This is a genomic window from Porphyromonas sp. HMSC065F10, from assembly GCF_001808555.1.
Taxonomy (GTDB): Bacteria; Bacteroidota; Bacteroidia; order Bacteroidales; family Porphyromonadaceae; genus Porphyromonas_A.
Map to the genome: position 1 here is coordinate 89,522 of NZ_KV793798.1, position 16,027 is coordinate 105,548.

General features: G+C 59.2%; 12 protein-coding genes. 7 read left to right on the forward strand and 5 right to left on the reverse strand.

Annotated features, from left to right (window positions below):
- Positions 1-120 precede the first annotated feature (120 nt).
- A complete protein-coding gene (locus tag HMPREF2890_RS06260) occupies positions 121-846 on the reverse strand; it encodes a lysophospholipid acyltransferase family protein (RefSeq protein WP_070466656.1) in 726 nt (241 codons plus the stop codon).
- A gap of 9 nt (positions 847-855) precedes the next feature.
- The gene (locus HMPREF2890_RS06265) at positions 856-2,541 is read right to left on the reverse strand and encodes an AMP-binding protein (protein ID WP_070466658.1); all 1,686 of its coding nucleotides are present in this window, start codon (positions 2,539-2,541) and stop codon (positions 856-858) included.
- Positions 2,542-2,725: 184 nt separating this feature from the next.
- Here HMPREF2890_RS06265 and HMPREF2890_RS06270 point away from each other — a divergent pair, with 184 nt between their 5' ends.
- The 4 genes from HMPREF2890_RS06270 (at position 2,726) to HMPREF2890_RS06285 (ending at position 8,736) form a co-directional block, all read left to right on the forward strand.
- Positions 2,726-5,098: a TonB-dependent receptor gene (locus HMPREF2890_RS06270; protein ID WP_070466660.1), complete on the forward strand. Its 2,373-nt coding sequence runs from the start codon at positions 2,726-2,728 to the stop codon at positions 5,096-5,098.
- A 183-nt stretch (positions 5,099-5,281) separates the two neighbouring features.
- Complete coding sequence (locus tag HMPREF2890_RS06275; RefSeq protein ID WP_148130698.1) at positions 5,282-6,469, forward strand: hypothetical protein; 1,188 nt, start codon at positions 5,282-5,284, stop codon at positions 6,467-6,469.
- A 44-nt stretch (positions 6,470-6,513) separates the two neighbouring features.
- A complete protein-coding gene (locus HMPREF2890_RS06280) occupies positions 6,514-8,202 on the forward strand; it encodes a hypothetical protein (protein WP_070466664.1) in 1,689 nt (562 codons plus the stop codon).
- 105 nt (positions 8,203-8,307) lie between these two features.
- Entirely contained in the window at positions 8,308-8,736 is a 429-nt protein-coding gene (locus tag HMPREF2890_RS06285; protein WP_070466666.1) for an A1S_2505 family phage non-structural protein, read from the forward strand.
- A 17-nt stretch (positions 8,737-8,753) separates the two neighbouring features.
- On the opposite strand, the gene HMPREF2890_RS06290 is transcribed toward HMPREF2890_RS06285, so the two are convergent.
- The gene (locus HMPREF2890_RS06290; RefSeq protein WP_168160426.1) at positions 8,754-9,206 is read right to left on the reverse strand and encodes a YkvA family protein; all 453 of its coding nucleotides are present in this window, start codon (positions 9,204-9,206) and stop codon (positions 8,754-8,756) included.
- 101 nt (positions 9,207-9,307) lie between these two features.
- Here HMPREF2890_RS06290 and HMPREF2890_RS09105 point away from each other — a divergent pair, with 101 nt between their 5' ends.
- Positions 9,308-9,454 carry a hypothetical protein gene (locus tag HMPREF2890_RS09105; protein ID WP_168160427.1) on the forward strand — a complete coding sequence of 49 codons (147 nt, stop codon included), beginning with the start codon at positions 9,308-9,310 and terminating at the stop codon, positions 9,452-9,454.
- Between the two features lie 41 nt (positions 9,455-9,495).
- Here the strand turns inward: HMPREF2890_RS09105 and HMPREF2890_RS06295 are convergent, their stop codons facing one another.
- Positions 9,496-10,083 (reverse strand): histidine phosphatase family protein, encoded by a 588-nt coding sequence (locus HMPREF2890_RS06295; protein WP_070466668.1) that lies wholly within the window; start codon positions 10,081-10,083, stop codon positions 9,496-9,498.
- Positions 10,084-10,504: 421 nt separating this feature from the next.
- Between HMPREF2890_RS06295 and uvrA the strand changes: the two genes are divergently transcribed.
- Positions 10,505-13,408 (forward strand): excinuclease ABC subunit UvrA, encoded by a 2,904-nt coding sequence (gene uvrA, locus HMPREF2890_RS06300; RefSeq protein WP_070466672.1) that lies wholly within the window; start codon positions 10,505-10,507, stop codon positions 13,406-13,408.
- Positions 13,409-13,416: 8 nt separating this feature from the next.
- On the forward strand, positions 13,417-14,730 hold the full coding sequence (locus HMPREF2890_RS06305) for a bifunctional folylpolyglutamate synthase/dihydrofolate synthase (protein ID WP_070466674.1): 1,314 nt from the start codon (positions 13,417-13,419) through the stop codon (positions 14,728-14,730).
- A gap of 2 nt (positions 14,731-14,732) precedes the next feature.
- Here HMPREF2890_RS06305 and HMPREF2890_RS06310 read toward each other — a convergent pair whose 3' ends face one another.
- Positions 14,733-15,689 carry a capsular polysaccharide synthesis protein gene (locus HMPREF2890_RS06310; RefSeq protein WP_070466676.1) on the reverse strand — a complete coding sequence of 319 codons (957 nt, stop codon included), beginning with the start codon at positions 15,687-15,689 and terminating at the stop codon, positions 14,733-14,735.
- Between the last annotated feature and the right edge of the window lie 338 nt (positions 15,690-16,027).

A 16,027-nucleotide genomic window follows, 5' to 3' on the forward strand; every position in this document is an offset into this window, starting at 1 on the left:
TTCGGCGAAAGACCATTTTGCAAAGGTCTTGGTAGGGGGCTGTAGGAAAGACACCTCCGCCACTCTTCGGGGTACGACCCGGAGAGTGGCGGAGGTATAAGGCGGGGCTGTAAGCCGGTGCTACATGCCGCTCTTGATGGCGGTGGCGAGGTCATCGGTGAGGCGGATCATCCCCTCGGCATCCTCGCTGTAGCCGGAGGTGCGGATCAGCGGGTGGATCGTCATCGTGATGCGGTGGGGGTGGACGAAGTAGTGGTCCTTGGGCAGTGCCTCAAAGGTGCCATTTATCGTCACCGGCAGCACGGGCGTACCGGTGGAGAGGGCGATGCTGGCGACGCCCTTACGCAGGCGTCCCACCCGCCCGGTGGTGGAGCGTGTCCCCTCGGGGAAGATCATGATGCTGAAGTCCTCGGCGATCGTCGCCTTGGCATCGCTGATCACTCGCCTGGCACCGCTCGGCGTATGGTCCACGAAGATGAAACCGATCTGCTCGCACGCCCAGCCGACGAAGGGGATCTTGCGGATCGGGGCCTTGAGCACCCAGCGGCACGGCATGTGGAGGTAGCCGCCCATGACGAAGACATCGAGGGCGCTCATGTGATTGGGTGCCACGAGGACCGCCTCATCAGGGATATTTTCCTTACCCCGCACCGTGACGGGAGAGAAGAGGAGGGTCATCGTCAGCTTGCTCCAGATACGGGAGGGGAGGTAGGTGGCTCCCCGCCTCCAGCCAAGCACAGAGCCGAGCACCGTGAGGATTGACGTGAGGATCGTGGCGAGGACGAAGAGGGGCACAAAGATGAGCCAGTAGTAGATCGCCCAGAAGGGCTTCAGTAGAGGATGCATAGGCGGGGATTACTTGACGAGATAGCGCTTGATGCTCTGCTTGGGGGTCTTCTCGAAGGGCTCCTCCCGCAACTCTATGGCACTCACCTGCTCGTACATCGGCAGTCGCTGATTGATCATGTCGCGGAGGGTATTCATCACCTCGGTGATCTCCTTCTCCTTTACCTTACCCTCGGCCTTGAGTGCATCGTAGTCGGGGACGACGATGGCGACAAGCTTGGTGTCTCGCTGCACCACCACACACTCCGAGACAAGTGGGCTGGAGCCGTAGAGCGACTCGATCTCCTCGGGGAAGATATTTTGCCCATTGGCCGTCAGTAGCATCGCCTTGCTCCGACCGCGTAAGTAGACGTAGCCATTGGCATCGACGAAGCCGAGGTCGCCCGTGTGCATCCAGCCATCGGGGGTGAAGAGTGCCTTGGTCGCCTCCTCATTCTTATAGTACCCGAGGCAGACATTCTCCCCGCGTACCTGCACCTCGCCCACCTCGTGGCCGGAGGAGTCGCTCTGGAAGCTCCCCTCCACCGGGCTGATGCGCACCTGCTCGATCTCGGGGAGCACCTTGCCGCAGCTACTGTACTTGTGCTCCCTCGGCGGGACGTAGCTGATGAGTGGCGCACACTCGGTGATGCCGTAACCGACCGTGAGGGGGAAGCCGGTATTGAGGACAAACTTCTCTACCTGGTCGTTGATCGCCGCTCCCCCGACGATGAATTGCTCGACCCTCCCGCCCATGGTGTCGATCATGATCTTTCCGATGCGCTTGTAGACGAGGAGGTTGAGCACAGGGATGCCGATGATCGTCTTGACGGCGTGAGAGTAGGCGTTGATCTTCTTGAGGATGATGCTCTTGTAGATCTTCTCCAGGACGAGCGGCACGGAGAGGATCACCTGGGGCCGCACCTCCTGCAGAGCCTTGATCAGGATCGACGGGGTGGGCTTGTAGCGGAGGATGTAGATCTGAGCTCCGGCGGTAAGCGGAGAGAGGAAGTCAAACATCAGCGCATACGCATGCGCCAGCGGCAGGAAGCTGAGCATCTGCTGACCGGGGCGGAAGACGTTCCGCGTGTGGGTGATATTGATATTGGCGGCAAGGTTATTCGCGGAGAGCATCACGCCCTTGCTGAAGCCTGAAGTGCCTGAGGTGTAGCTCAGGAGGACGAAGTCGCTATTGGACACCTTGTCGTAGACTACGTCACTCTTGCGGAAGCCTTCCGGGTAGCGCTCCGCCATCAGCCGGTCAGCATCGAGGGACCGGCACTCCTTGTGGGGCGTGAAGTCCGGGAGGGGGGCGAGCGTATCGATCCGGTAGGTGGCACGGATCGCCTTCATCTTCTTGGAGTCAAGGGAGGAGATATGCTCCGGCCCGACAAAGATTACCACAGAGTCGGAGTGGTCCACGAGGTGCATCGTATCCTCGGGGGTAAAGGCGGGCAGTATCGGCACCAGCACCGCCCCGTAGGTGACGACACCGAGCCAGACAACGCACCACTCAGCGCTGTCCTCGCCCAGCAGTGCCACATGATCCCCCTTCGTCACGCCGGAGGCCTCAAGGAGGAGATGGACCTTAGCCACCCCACGCGCCACATCCGCGTAGCTATAGATGGTCCCGGAGTCGTAGTTGCAGAGTGCCGGGCGGATCCAGTGCTTACGGAATGCCTCCTCGAAGAACTTCACCAATGGCTTCTCGATCATATCTTGTCTCACTTGTGATGAAAAAATGCGCAGTTAACTCTATTGAGTGCAAAAGTACAGAAACTTTTCAATCCTATTGTCCCCTATTCTTGTGGTGCCCTGGGGGGCTGGGGACTCTTATTTTTGCCTATCTTTGCAGTCTGAAATAGAGTTTAATTTTGACAATGCCGGTAAATAACTACCCATGAAACAACTCATCTACACTCTGTCCCTTTTGGCGATCTCTCAGGCCGCTCTTGCCGTAACCCCTATCGATCGAGACGAGGTGCCTATAGACAGCCTCGAGACGCGACAGCTGGAGGAGGTGCAGGTCTATGCGCAGACTCCTTTGGTAAAGGAGGCAAATGAGCTCTGGCGTGTGCCGGGCGGTGTCACGATGATCACGCCGACGGTGATGCGGGAGTTTCACCTGCAGAATATGACCGACCTGACAGCGCTGGTCCCCGGACTCTATATCCCGGACTACGGCTCAGGATACAACGCCCCGATCTACTACAGAGGGATCGGTTCGCGTAGTGGCTCCTCCGCCGCCTCCCTCTACATCGATGGCGTGCCGACGCTTACTCAGACGCTGAAGAAGGATATCCTCGATGCCGCCTCTATCCGCGTCATGTCTGCCAGCCAAAGCTCCACCTATGGGCGCAACTCGATGGCCGGCAACATCCACGTGCGGACGGTCAGCCCCTTTGAGAAGCAGGGGCTGGAGGTACTGCTTCGTGGAGGGAGCTATATGACCGGACGGGGACAGGCGATCTACCGCACGCTACTCTCACCGGAGTGGGGAGTGACGGTGGGCGGTTATGTCCAGTACCTCGGTGGCTACTTCACCAATCAGTACGATGGGAAGAAGTCTGACCGCTCCCTCACCGGCGGCGGGACCATACGCAGTGAGTGGCGACGGGGAGCTCATAGCCTGATCCTCTCAGCCAATGCCGACGGAGTGGACCAGGGCGCCTTCCCCTACGCTCCTAAGGATCCCGAGACGGGCAAGGTGATGGCACCTAATATCAATCGCCCCGGGACGTACAAGCGCTTCTCCACCCAGGAGCGGATTAGCTACACTTATGCCGGAGACGAGGCGGATCTCCACCTCACCGGTGGCGTGGAGTACCTCCACGGCAAGATCCATATGGATCAGGACTACAGCCCGGCGGACGTTTTCTCGGTCAATCAGCGGGAGAAGCAGCTCGCCACGACGCTGGAGCTGGCACTGAAGTCAAAGGGAGAGGGCCGCTTCCACTGGACCACGGGGCTCTCAGCCTTTTACCTCCACTCGGACCACCTCTCCCCGGTGGAGATCTACCCCGACGGACTGCAGAAGCTGGTGCAGCCCCAGCTCAATCGCGCCATGGCTATGATGGCGAAGAGGGGGATCAAGATGCCGGGTAAGCTGCTTGCTGACACGGAGATGGCGCTGAATAACAATCAGTCTTGGAAGAAGGACTGCGGCGTTGCCGCTTACGTGGAGGGCAGCATCGCTGACTTCGTCATCCCTCACCTCACACTGACTGCCGGGCTGCGGGTCGACCTCGAGCATCAGGGCTTTGACTACGACAGTGACTTCGCCTCGAAGGTCATTATGGAGATGAACCGCGGGGGCAAGACGATGCGCATGCCCCAGCCGATCGGAGGGCGTGTGAAGGATCACGGCTCCCAGACCTTCCTCGTCGCTCTGCCTAAGCTGGCACTGAGTTACGATCTGACTGATGACTTCAATGCCTTCATCACTGTCTCTCGCGGGTACAAGACGGGCGGATACAGCGATCAGGTGATGACGCAGACGGCTATGCAGGCTGCCTTTGCCAGCCTGATGCCGAAGCCCGGGGCCAAGCCGGGGCGCCCTGCTCCGATCGACTTGGACAATCTGCCGATCGTGCCATCGGACCCCAAGTCTGCCGCCTACGAGCCGGAGTATGGGATCAATTACGAGGTGGGCTTCCGGGCTCGGCTCTTTGAGAACCGCCTCCTCCTGACCACCACTGTCTTTGACACCCGGATCTCCAATCAGCAGATCACCCGCTTCGTCACCACCAGTGCCGGTCGGTATGTGGACAATGCGGGACGCAGTCGCAGCACCGGCGTGGAGGTGACCACGGCATGGCAGATCCTCCCGGGTCTGCGTGCCTCAGCCTCCTACGGATATGCCGCCTCGAAGTTTGAGGTCTGGCATGCGAGCGTGACTAGCCCCACCGGCGAGAAGAAGAAGGTAGATATGGCAGGCAACTTTGTCCCCTATATGCCACAGAACACCGCCTCCGCGCTCCTGAGCTACCACAAGGGACTTGACCATAGAGTCCTCAAGGCAGTACACGCCTCCGTGGAGTACAGCGGTGTCGGACCGATCTATCGTGATCCGGAGAATACGGTACGGGAGGACTTCTACTCCCTCCTCGGAGCGCGCGCCGGAGTCCAGCTTGGTCTCGTTGACGTCACCCTCTGGGGCCGCAACCTGCTCAATACGGAGTATCACCCCTTCTACTTCAGCTTCTTCGGTCAGGATCTCTTCCAGAAGGGCGCTCCGCTCACCTTAGGAGTAGATCTCTCAATCAGTCTCTGAGCTGTAGAGTGGGCGTGGTTAAACTATTGGCTCACAATTTGATCCAAGTAGTAGATAGAGAGTGTGCGGTATAGAGCGAAGTATCCTACTTTTTCGTACCTTGCAGATGGGATTGAGTATCCCATGACACTCTTGTCCACAGAAGAGATGGTGAGTATAACTTATTTAGACTAACGACGCGATATGAAAGCTTTACATCGGATACTAACTGCCGCGCTAATGCTGGCGGCAGTCTCTGTGGGATATGTCGGACAAGCGCAGGATGATGCGTACCTGACCCCCTCTAAGGCTCGGGTAGCACGTCAGCAGGCTAAGAAGGCATATGCCCGCGAGATGGCTCTGGAGAGACAGCGCCAGGCTAAGCGCGACTCCATACGCGATGCTCAGCTAAAGGCCCGGGATCGGGCTACAGACTGGTATAATCGCCGTGGCATGAAGGTCACGGTCGAGGATATGGAGCGTAATCTGGACAACTTGGATACGCCTCGCAACGGAGGTAAGTACGCTGCCCGGATGAGACGCTTCAATGGTGAGGATGATGGTCGCATCGTCCTCGATGACGTGCAGAGGGTGTACGTCATGGATGACTATGAGTACGACCCCTGGTCCCGGAGCTACTACGGTAGGGGATGGGATCGCAACAGCAGCGTCTACATCACCATCAATACCGACCCTTGGTATGCCGGCTATAGAGGCTACGGCTGGGGTGGTGCGTACTCCTCTTACTACTATCCCTGGTATGGCGGGGTCTATGGTCGTGGCTACTACGACCCGTGGTACGCCGGCCGCTGGTCTTATCCCGGGTGGTATGACCCCTGGTATGATCCGTGGTACTCCCCCTGGGGTGGCTACTATAGCTTTGGCTACACGTGGTCAAGACCTTACTATCGCTACTATCCCTACGACTACGGCTTCTATGGCGGTGGTTACTGGGGTGGCTACTACGATGGCTGGTACAGCCGAGACTTCTCACGTCGCTACACGCCCGGCGCACGCCGCACGGAGAGCTACTACGACCGCCACGCCGCCACTTATGGCCGCGCTCTCGGTCAGGGCAATGTGTCCCGCTGGAGTAATGGCGGAAATGGGGTAAGCTATACCCGGTCCAATAACTCCCGCTACGTCAATGGCGGTCGCCGTCCCACCATCGGCACCACTCGGGCGAATACCTACAGCAATAGGGGGAATTACTCGACCAACCGGACCACCTCGCGGTGGAATAGCGGCTCAAGCAACAGCTCAAGTAGCAGCTACAGTACCTCACGCAGTACCTACAGCACGCCGTCCCGCTCCTATACGCCGTCTCGCTCTACCACGACCACGACGACTACGACCACGCGCAATAACGGTACCGGAGGCGGTCGCCGCTAATCATCAGGGGCCTTCCCCCTCTCATCAGCATAGATTATACTACAATGTCACGCAATAAGATAGTCCTTCCCCTCCTGGCGACCTCGCTTCTGCTCGGGGTGAGTGTCGCTATGGCGCAGGCTCCCACCGATGTCTACCGCAATAATATGCGGGAGACCTATGGTACGGCGCGTGCTCAGGGTATGAGCAATGCCGTCGGGGCCTTGGGCGCTGATCCTACTGCGGTCTCCGTCAACCCTGCCGGCATCGGGCTCTACCGCTCGAGCGAGGTGACCTTTGGCTTCAATGTCGGTCACGTCAAGAGCTCCACCAATTGGCAGGATAAGGAGGGAGCCGATATGAGCAGGTGGGTCGGCAACCTCGACCACCTCAGCATCATCTTCCCGATCTCTAATCCCTATCTCGCCACGTCTGACTGGAGAGTGGTCATGGGTGCCTCGATGAGCTCCCTCTACGACTACGACCGGGACTACGAGATGAGATCCGTCAATCCTGAGTACAGCCTCTCGGAGTATATCGCCAATAAGGCGACCCTCGTCGGTGCGCCCTACAATACTCTGAGAAATATGTCCAGCTCGCCCTACTTCCTCGGCACAATGGCCTACAATGGTGGCTTCATCGAGACAAGACCGGGCTATGACGACGTCTACGTCCCCTCAACCTATGCGGCGATCAATCCCTTTGCTCCCGACAAGTATGCCGAGTCCAATGTGACGTACCTCAAGCCGGATGCCGGACGGCTCAATGTCTCGGAGAAGGGGTCGCGCAAGATGTACGACTTCACCATCGGCGGCAGCTGGGCAGACAAGGTCTACTTCGGAGCCACCCTCCGGACTACATCCTCAGCCTATGCACGGTCATCTGTGTATCGGGAGGACTTCCACTACACCTACAAGCCAAACTATAATGTCGAGAATCAAGTCTACTACACCGAGTTGGGGAATAGTCTGACTGTTGCCGGCGGTACTGTCGGAGCTTCCTTCGGGCTGATGGCTGCCGTGGGCGACTTCGGTCGTATCGGCATTTCCTACAATACGCCGCAATTTGGTCGCTACAATGAGGTTTTCTCCACCACGATCCAGTGGTACAATAATAATAGGACCAATGGCAAGGGAGAGCTCGAGCCGCTCTATACCAATGGCACAGACGATATGACTAACACCTACAACCTGATGCTTCCGGGCGACCTGACCGCCAGCGCGATGGTCTTCCTCGGTGGCTACGGTATGGTGACGTACGACTTCAACTGGCGCGACCTCGGCTCCGCCCGCCTGCAGGGAAGTGATTTCCAGGACGCCAACCAGTTCCTCAAGGAGGACTACGGCAGTCAGTTGACCCACCGCGTCGGTCTGGAGATCCGCCCTGTGAGTGGCTTCTACCTGCGTGCCGGCTACAGCTACTCCGATGGAGGACTTAAGTCGGAGGGCATCCGCCCCCAGGAGGGCAATGTGATGGCCTACGACTATATCGCGAGCGGTGCAATCACCGATGCGGTGCTACGGGATAGCTACCAGACCATCTCTGCCGGCATCGGTTGCCGACTCTTCGGTCGGACCACCCTTGACCTCTCCTACGTGAGGGGCAAGGCTAGCGAGCGGGTCTTCCCCTTCCCCGGCACGGGCGAAGTGAAGGACCAGTCGGGTCAGGTGCTGGCTCCCGGCATCTCCTCAGAGGGTGCGGCGATGAGTACGGTGACCAATCGGATGGTCGCTTCACTCACGTTCCGCTTCTGATCCCCTATTTCAGTCCAAGTCGCAAACAAACGCAAAGAGCGCATTACGTGTGGTCCCCGTGACCGGCGTAGTGCGCTCTTTTTTTTACCCTAAAAAGTTGTGCCTATGAATCGTGAGAGATATACCCCTGACCTGATCTCCGCCCTCGGTCCGGACGAGGTCTTTGTCTTTGGCTCCAATGCCCTCGGCCACCATGGCGGTGGGGCGGCACTGCAGGCCTTTGAGCGCTTCGGTGCGGAGTGGGGAATGGGTGAGGGACCCTCGGGGAGGACTTACGCCATCCCGACGCTTGATGCTACCCATCATCGGGTCACTGAGGAGCAGCTCACAGAGAGCCTCAGGCGCTTCATCGCATACGTGCGTCAGCACCCGCGTAACACCTTTTACCTCACTCTCATCGGATGTGGCATAGTCGGGTGGGAGCCGGCGACGGTGCGGCGCCTCCTTTGGCAGTCCATCGGGGACGAGTCTCAGCTGCCGGACAACCTGATCCTCCCTCGAGCCTTTAGCCGGAAGGAGGGAGACAGTGAGTAGCTCCTCGGTCGGAGGGCCTACTCGTGGGTGACTAAGTGGGTGTCGGCTGAGTGGAGGCAGGGGGTAAGCTTGCGGTAGGTCGCCTGCGCCTGCGTCTCGATCTCGGGTGTGATCAGCTCGCTGACCCACTTCGTGATCATTAGCACTACGCCGAGGTCGTCGGAGAATCCGAGGAGTCCCAGCGCATCGGGGATCAGGTCGACCGGCAGGATGAAGTATCCCAGCGCACCGGCAATATAAGCCTTACGGACTGCCGGGGTGCTGTCGGCGCGGAAGACGTACCATAGGCGCAGCACCGGGAGCAGGATCTGCTCGCCGGCGAGACGTGCCACCTCTTGGACCTTCTCCTTGAGCCCGAGCTCGCTAAAGTGCTTTCCATACCTCTTTACATCCTCTACGGACATCCTGCCCACCTGCTTCCTTGCGATGGCGATGAGTCCGCCGAGGGTGAGGAACTTTCTCTTTTTCATTTCGTAGTCATCTCTCTGATAATAGCTCGGGCTCCAGAGAGCCGTCGTCATACATCATATGCCGCTCGCACACAGGCGGGCAGCTCTCCCGGGATCGCCGTATGCACCGATCGACCAGCAGTGTCACGGTGCAGGGTACAACGATGCCGACGATCATACCGATGAAGAATGGTCGTGCCGTGGAGCAGTCGGTGCTGCCACCTATCGGACAGGGTCTTGTGGATCTATTACTCATCTCTCCCCATTGATTGATTGGTTATCTGTGATGTAAAGGTACCAAAAGTGTCGCTTACTCGGTATGCGCAAGCTCCTCGGGCGTGAAGCTCAGAGTGGTGATGCTGCCGTAGTGGGGTATGTCGATGAAGAGGTCAGAGAAGGCGATCACCCCCTTGATCCACCGCCCCATATTGATCACGCCACCGTGGCAGAAGAAGGCGACCCGCTCCCACTCCGGATGGAGGCAGACCTCCGCCACGAGGTCGGTGACTCGGCATCGCATCTCATCGATGCTCTCCCCTCCCGGAGGCGTCACCAGCTCGGGATTTCGCTCCTCGAGGAGGAGTAGGTCGGGCTGTCGGCGGATCTCGCTGTAGAGCTCCTCCCAAGGCCTCATCTCCCACTCGCCAAAGTTCCGCTCCGCCAGCCGAGGATCTACCGTCGCAGTCTCGTAGCCGCAGTAAGCGGCGAGCTTACGTGCACGCCTGAGCGGGCTGGTGAAGGTGGCATCGTAGGTACGTCCCTCGAGGGTGCGCCTCACACTCTCCGCCTCCTCCCGGAAGCTCTCCGCCACATCCAGGTCGGATGCTCCGTAGCAGAAGGAGCCGTCTACGTTGCGTAGGCGGGTATGGCGGATGAAGTCTATCTTGGTCTCTCTCATGGATTCTCTTCCTAAAATCGTCATCTGTGGATGACAAAGTTAACGATTTCTGCCGCACCGCCCTGAGGAGAGCGAAATCTAATACCGGTAAAAGAGAAAACTAATACCGATATTAGGCTCGACTAATATCGGTATTAGAGAAGTCTAATATCGGTATTAGTTTTTCGCCACAGGCAAGAGCCACGGGTGACGCATTTGAGCGGTACAGAAGCCTATTCACTCATTGTGAAGAGTTGTGAACGATGCACCCCGACAGGGGTGCTCGTCTTTTTACCCGGGAGACCTCGGGAAAATCCAAAAACATCACCCCTGCAGGCAAGAGCTCGAGGGTGGGTGGGGGTCGGCAAAAATGGGTACCTTTACCGGCTAATGACCTACGGAGGTTCCGGCTGATGTCGGAGCCTCACCAGCAGCATCATCTATGGCGAAAAAGACTATACAAGAAGACCCTCAGACAGATCCCACCGACACCGAGGAGTACATCGTGGCGCATGGCGTCAGGGTCAATAATCTGAAGAATGTCTCCCTCTCGATCCCGAGGGACCACTACACCGTATTCACCGGTCTGAGTGGCTCGGGAAAGAGTTCGCTCGCCTTTGACACCCTCTATGCGGAGGGTCAGAGGCGCTACGTCGAGAGCCTGAGCGTCTACGCCCGACAGTTTGTCGCCAAGATGGCAAAGCCCGAGGTGGACTATATCCTCGGCATCCCGCCCGCCATTGCGATCGAGCAGCGGATCCCCAATAGAACCCCCCGCTCCACCGTCGGCACCTCATCGGAGATCTACGACTACCTGAGGATGTTCTTCGCCCGGGTGGGGCACACCTTCAGCCCCATAAGTGGGGAGGAGGTGAAGCGTGAGACGACAGAGGACGTGGTCGACTTTATCCAGTCCCTCGGAGAGGGCACTCCCTACATGATCTGCGCCCCGCTCCTCATCCCCGACGATCGGGCACCGATGGACCACCTCGCCATCCTGAGAGCCAATGGCTACTCGCGCGTGCTGGTCGGGGACGAGGTGCAGCGGATCAATGATCTCGTGGAGGGGAAGGAGGAGCTCCCCTCCGCCCGGCAGCTCGGTGAGATGCTGCTGGTGATTGACCGCCTGCGGGTGGAGAGTGATGCCGATGCTGCCCGGGGTCGGGTAGGGGACTCGGTGGAGACGGCGTTCTTTGAGGGGCATGGCGACTGCCGGATCGTCTGGAGAGACGGGGTGCGCTCATTCAGCGACCGCTTCGAGGCGGATGGGATCGTCTTCGAGGAGCCGACGGACAAGCTCTTTAGCTTCAATAGCTCCATCGGTGCCTGCCCCACCTGTGAGGGCTTCAGCATGGTGATGGGAATCGACGAGGACCTCGTGGTGCCCGACAAGTCCCTCTCCGTCCGTGAGGGGTGTGTCCAGTGCTGGCACGGACCCAAGATGTCTCGCTGGCAAAGACGCTTTATCACCCAGGCAGGGGACAGTGGATTTCCCCTCGATACCCCCTACCACGAGCTGACGAGGGAGGAGAAAAACCTCCTCTGGCATGGCGGCAAAGGGGTCTGGGGGATCGATGACTTCTTTGACTTCCTGCGAGAAAATCAGCACAAGATGCACTTCCGGATCATGCTGGCGCGCTATCGGGGTCGGTCGCTCTGTCCCGACTGTCAAGGGCGACGGCTGCGGAAGGAGGCGTTTTATGTCAAGGTGGGAGGCAAGGACATCGGCGACTTAGTGGAGATGCCGGTGAGCCGGCTGGCAGACTGGCTGGATGCGCTCAAGCTGCCGGAGGAGGATGTGAAGGTGGGCGCGCGCCTGCTCGATGAGCTCCGCCGCAGGGTGCGGCTCTTGGTCGACATCGGCCTCGGGTACCTGACCCTCGACCGCGTCTCGGGAACCCTCTCTGGGGGCGAGAGTCAGCGGATCAATCTCGCCACCTCGCTCGGTGGGGGTCTCATCGGTGCGCTCTATGTCCTTGATGAGCCCTCGATAGGACTTCATGCGAGGGACAGCCACCTCCTGATCGACATCGTCAGGAGACTCACCGATGCCGGCAATACCGTGGTGGTCGTGGAGCACGATGAGGAGATGATCCGCGCAGCGGACCACCTTGTCGACTTAGGGCCACTCGCCGGACGGCTCGGCGGTGAGATTGTCTACGAGGGGAGTCCAAAGGAACTGCCGGCACGGAAGAGTAAGAGCCTGACGGTGGAGTACCTAACGGGGCGGATGATGATCCCGTGGCCGGAGGAGCGGCACCCCTTCTCCCACACTATCGACATCAAGGGCGCCTATCGGCACAATCTGAAGAATATAGATGTCTCCATCCCCCTCGGGGTGATCACGGTGGTCACCGGGGTGAGCGGCTCCGGCAAGAGTACGCTGATGAAGGACCTGCTCTACGAGGGGATGAGCAAGTATCTGCTCTACGGCCTCTCCGGCGTCAAGCTGGAGATGAAGGGGCTGAGAGGGGATCTCAATGCCGTCGACAGGGTGGAGTATGTGGATCAGGATGCGCTGGGCCTCAGCTCGCGCTCCAACCCCGCCACCTACATCGACCTCTACGACGATCTACGGTCGCTCATGGGGCAGCAGCCGTTGGCTCGGCAGATGGGCTTCGGGCCGGGAGACTTCTCCTTCAATCGCGAGGGCGGTAGGTGCGAAAATTGTCAGGGCGAGGGCTATGTTACCGTGGAGATGCAGTTTATGGCTGATATGCGGCTCCTCTGCGAGGAGTGCCACGGCAAGCGCTTCAAGGACGACATCCTTGAGGTGACCTTCCACGACAAGAATATCTACGACTTCCTCGAGATGACCGTCGAGGAGGCGATCGACTTCTTCACCCCTCTCACGGAGGAGGCTAAGGAGGTCCCCTCCATCCTGCAGGGGCTGCAGGTGCTGAGCGACGTGGGGCTTGGGTACGTCCATCTGGGGCAGTCGTCGTCGACGCTCTCTGGCGGTGAGAGTCAGCGACTCAAGCTCGCCTCCTACCTCGCCGGGGTGACGGAGAAGAGCCTCTTCATCTTTGACGAGCCGACCACCGGCCTCCACATACACGACATACGGACGCTGATGGGGACCTTCCGCAGACTGGTGGAGGCGGGGCACACCGTCGTCATCGTGGAGCACAATCTGGAGGTGGTGAAGCTCGCCGATCACGTCATCGACCTGGGGCCTGAGGGCGGTCTCGAGGGGGGACACCTCGTCTTTGCCGGCACTCCGGAGGAGCTGATGGAGTGCAAGGAGTCCTACACAGGGCAGTACCTCCGGCAGCTCTACGACCGCCAGCACCCGGCGACGAAGCGCCGCCCCAAGACTAAGAAACCAACGACCAAGAAACAATAAGCAGTACTATGACTTACGAGGAGACACTGGACTTTCTCTTTAAGCAACTACCGGTCTATCAGATCGAGGGCGGAAGGGCCTATAAGCCGGGGCTGGAGCGGACGCGCGAGATCCTCTCCGCCTGTGGCCGTCCGGATCGGGAGCTGACCGCTCTCCATGTGGCGGGGACCAATGGTAAGGGCTCTACCTCTTACCTCCTCGCCTCCGTGCTGCGTGCTGCCGGACTGAAGGTGGGGCTCTTCACCTCGCCCCATATCGTCACCTACAGGGAGCGAATACGGATCAATGGGGAGATGATCTCGGAGGAGTACATCACCCGATTTGTGGAGCAATTTCTCCACGACCTGGGGGACCACCTGCAGCCGTCGTTCTTTGAGCTTACCACGGCGCTCGCCTTCCGCTACTTTGTGGATGAGAGGGTGGACATAGCCGTGGTGGAGGTCGGTATGGGCGGTCGGCTCGACAGCACCAACGTCCTCCGCCCCCTCGTCAGCGTGATCACGAATGTGAGCATGGATCACATGCAGTTCCTCGGCAATACGCTCGGCGAGATCGCTCATGAGAAGGCGGGGATCATCAAGCCTCATACCCCGGTGGTGCTGGGGCGGAGCATCGATGAGCCTGTGCTGGAGGTGGTGCGGGCTAAGGCAGCTGAGGAGCAGGCACCCCTCACGCTGGCGGATCGGTCGGATGAGATCCTGTCGCACGAGGAGATCGAGGGGGTAGGGTACCGTGTGGAGACAAAGACCTTTGGCACCATCGATCTGCCACTCATGGGAGCATACCAGCTGCAGAACCTCGGGACCGTCCTCGAGACGATCAAGCTGATCCGCGATCGGTATGGGATCACCCCGGAGATGGTCCGGGAGGGAGTCGCCCGGGTGGCAGACTTCGGTCTCAGCGGTCGGCTACAGATGATCCGGCAGAGCGACCCGCGGATCTTCATCGACGCCGGGCACAATATCGGCGCCTGGGCTTACCTCGGTCCTCAGCTCGAGACGTGGGCCGGGGACGGAGGGCTTGCCGTGGTGCTGGGTATGTCGGCCGACAAGGATGTCGACCACGTGCTGGAGCGGCTGCCGAGGGAGACGCATCTCATCTGCACTCGGGCTCATGTGGAGCGCGCGATGAGCGCTGCGGACTTTGCCGAGCACGCGCGATCGCACGGCATCGAGCCGGTGCTGGTGATCGAGGATGTGCGGGAGGCGTACCGTGCAGCGATCGACTACTGCCGGGCGCACTCTGTCCGGACGCTCTTCGTCGGCGGCAGCTTCTTCGTCCTCTCCGACCTGCTCTCCGACACCGACGAGACCGCCCGCTAAGTCTAAATGTAAGGCATGTGACCGGACTCCTCTAAGAGCTCCACTAAGTGGAGGTAGGTGGGGTGATCGACCTTGAAGGTCATCTTCTGCAGGTGGTATCGCTCCAGGATCTCCTCCGTCGTGCCGTACTTGGCGGGCCAGTCGTCAAACATCATCCGCTGCAGGATCTCCACATTCGTATCGCTGATCCTCCGGCAATTGTGGTCATGGAGCCGACCATCCTCTCGCCCCACCAGGCAGTCGAAGAGTATGTGGAAGAATAAGTACACTTCCGGAAACTTCTGATCCTCCTTCCTCTCCCAGTAGAGGATCAGGATATCCAGCAGCGTGCCGATCACCTCCGACTGTGGCTTCGCAAAGATGATCGCATTCTGCACATTGGTCCGATACTCCTCTCGCCAGTCGAAGGCAAAGGGCAGATGATCCCGCCAGTACTTCTTTAGCGGCTCCGAGGGATCTCTCTGAAACATAAAGAACTCCGGCTCCGTATAGTAAGGCTCAAACGGTCCGGCCATAAAGATCGTCGAGTCGAGCCACACGCCTCCGTAAGCGGAGAGGAGTGCCAGCCTCAGTATATCTGAGTAGTAGGCGATCATCATCGCAGGATTGGACTGCCGCACCTGATCCACGATCGGAGGGAGATCGATATACTCGCTGACCGTCTCATCCGAGAGACGGATCACCCGGTAGTCTCCCCTGCGCTGATCCACCGAGGCGTAGCAGAGGCGGATCATCTCCGGGAGCTTACTCTCGTCGAGACCCTGTGCCCAGTACTGCCAGATGATCTTCTCCCCCACCAACTCCGGGTGCTTCGGCATCACCTCGTAGTGCTTAGCCTTCCCCTTGTAGTAATCGTCTATCAGTCCGTACCAGACGGCGGCAGCCCTCTGATGCTTCCGTGGTTGTCGGCGAGACAGCCGACGATGATTCAGTCTCTTGAAATAGTCTATTATCTTCATATCACCGGTGGCTTTGCGAGTAGCTGGCCTGATACTTCACCGCAAATATAAGGGTTATCTCTCTCTTGGTCTCGGTAATCCCGGGGCAAGAGGAGAGGTGACGCATTTGAGAGCCGTCGTTAATCACGCGCCGGATCGATCCTGCAGGGACTTTTCCGCCGGTTCCCCTCTCTGACACCACACCCCCGACATATCCCGCATTCATCCCCTATGCAGGCGCCGGGGAGTATCGTATCGAGCGGGATAGAGGTCTGTGAATTCTAAACCCGGTATTAGTGATCACTATTACCGGGTTTAGTTTGGGGGCGCAGGTCTGAGGGGAACTTCGGCGTATGCCC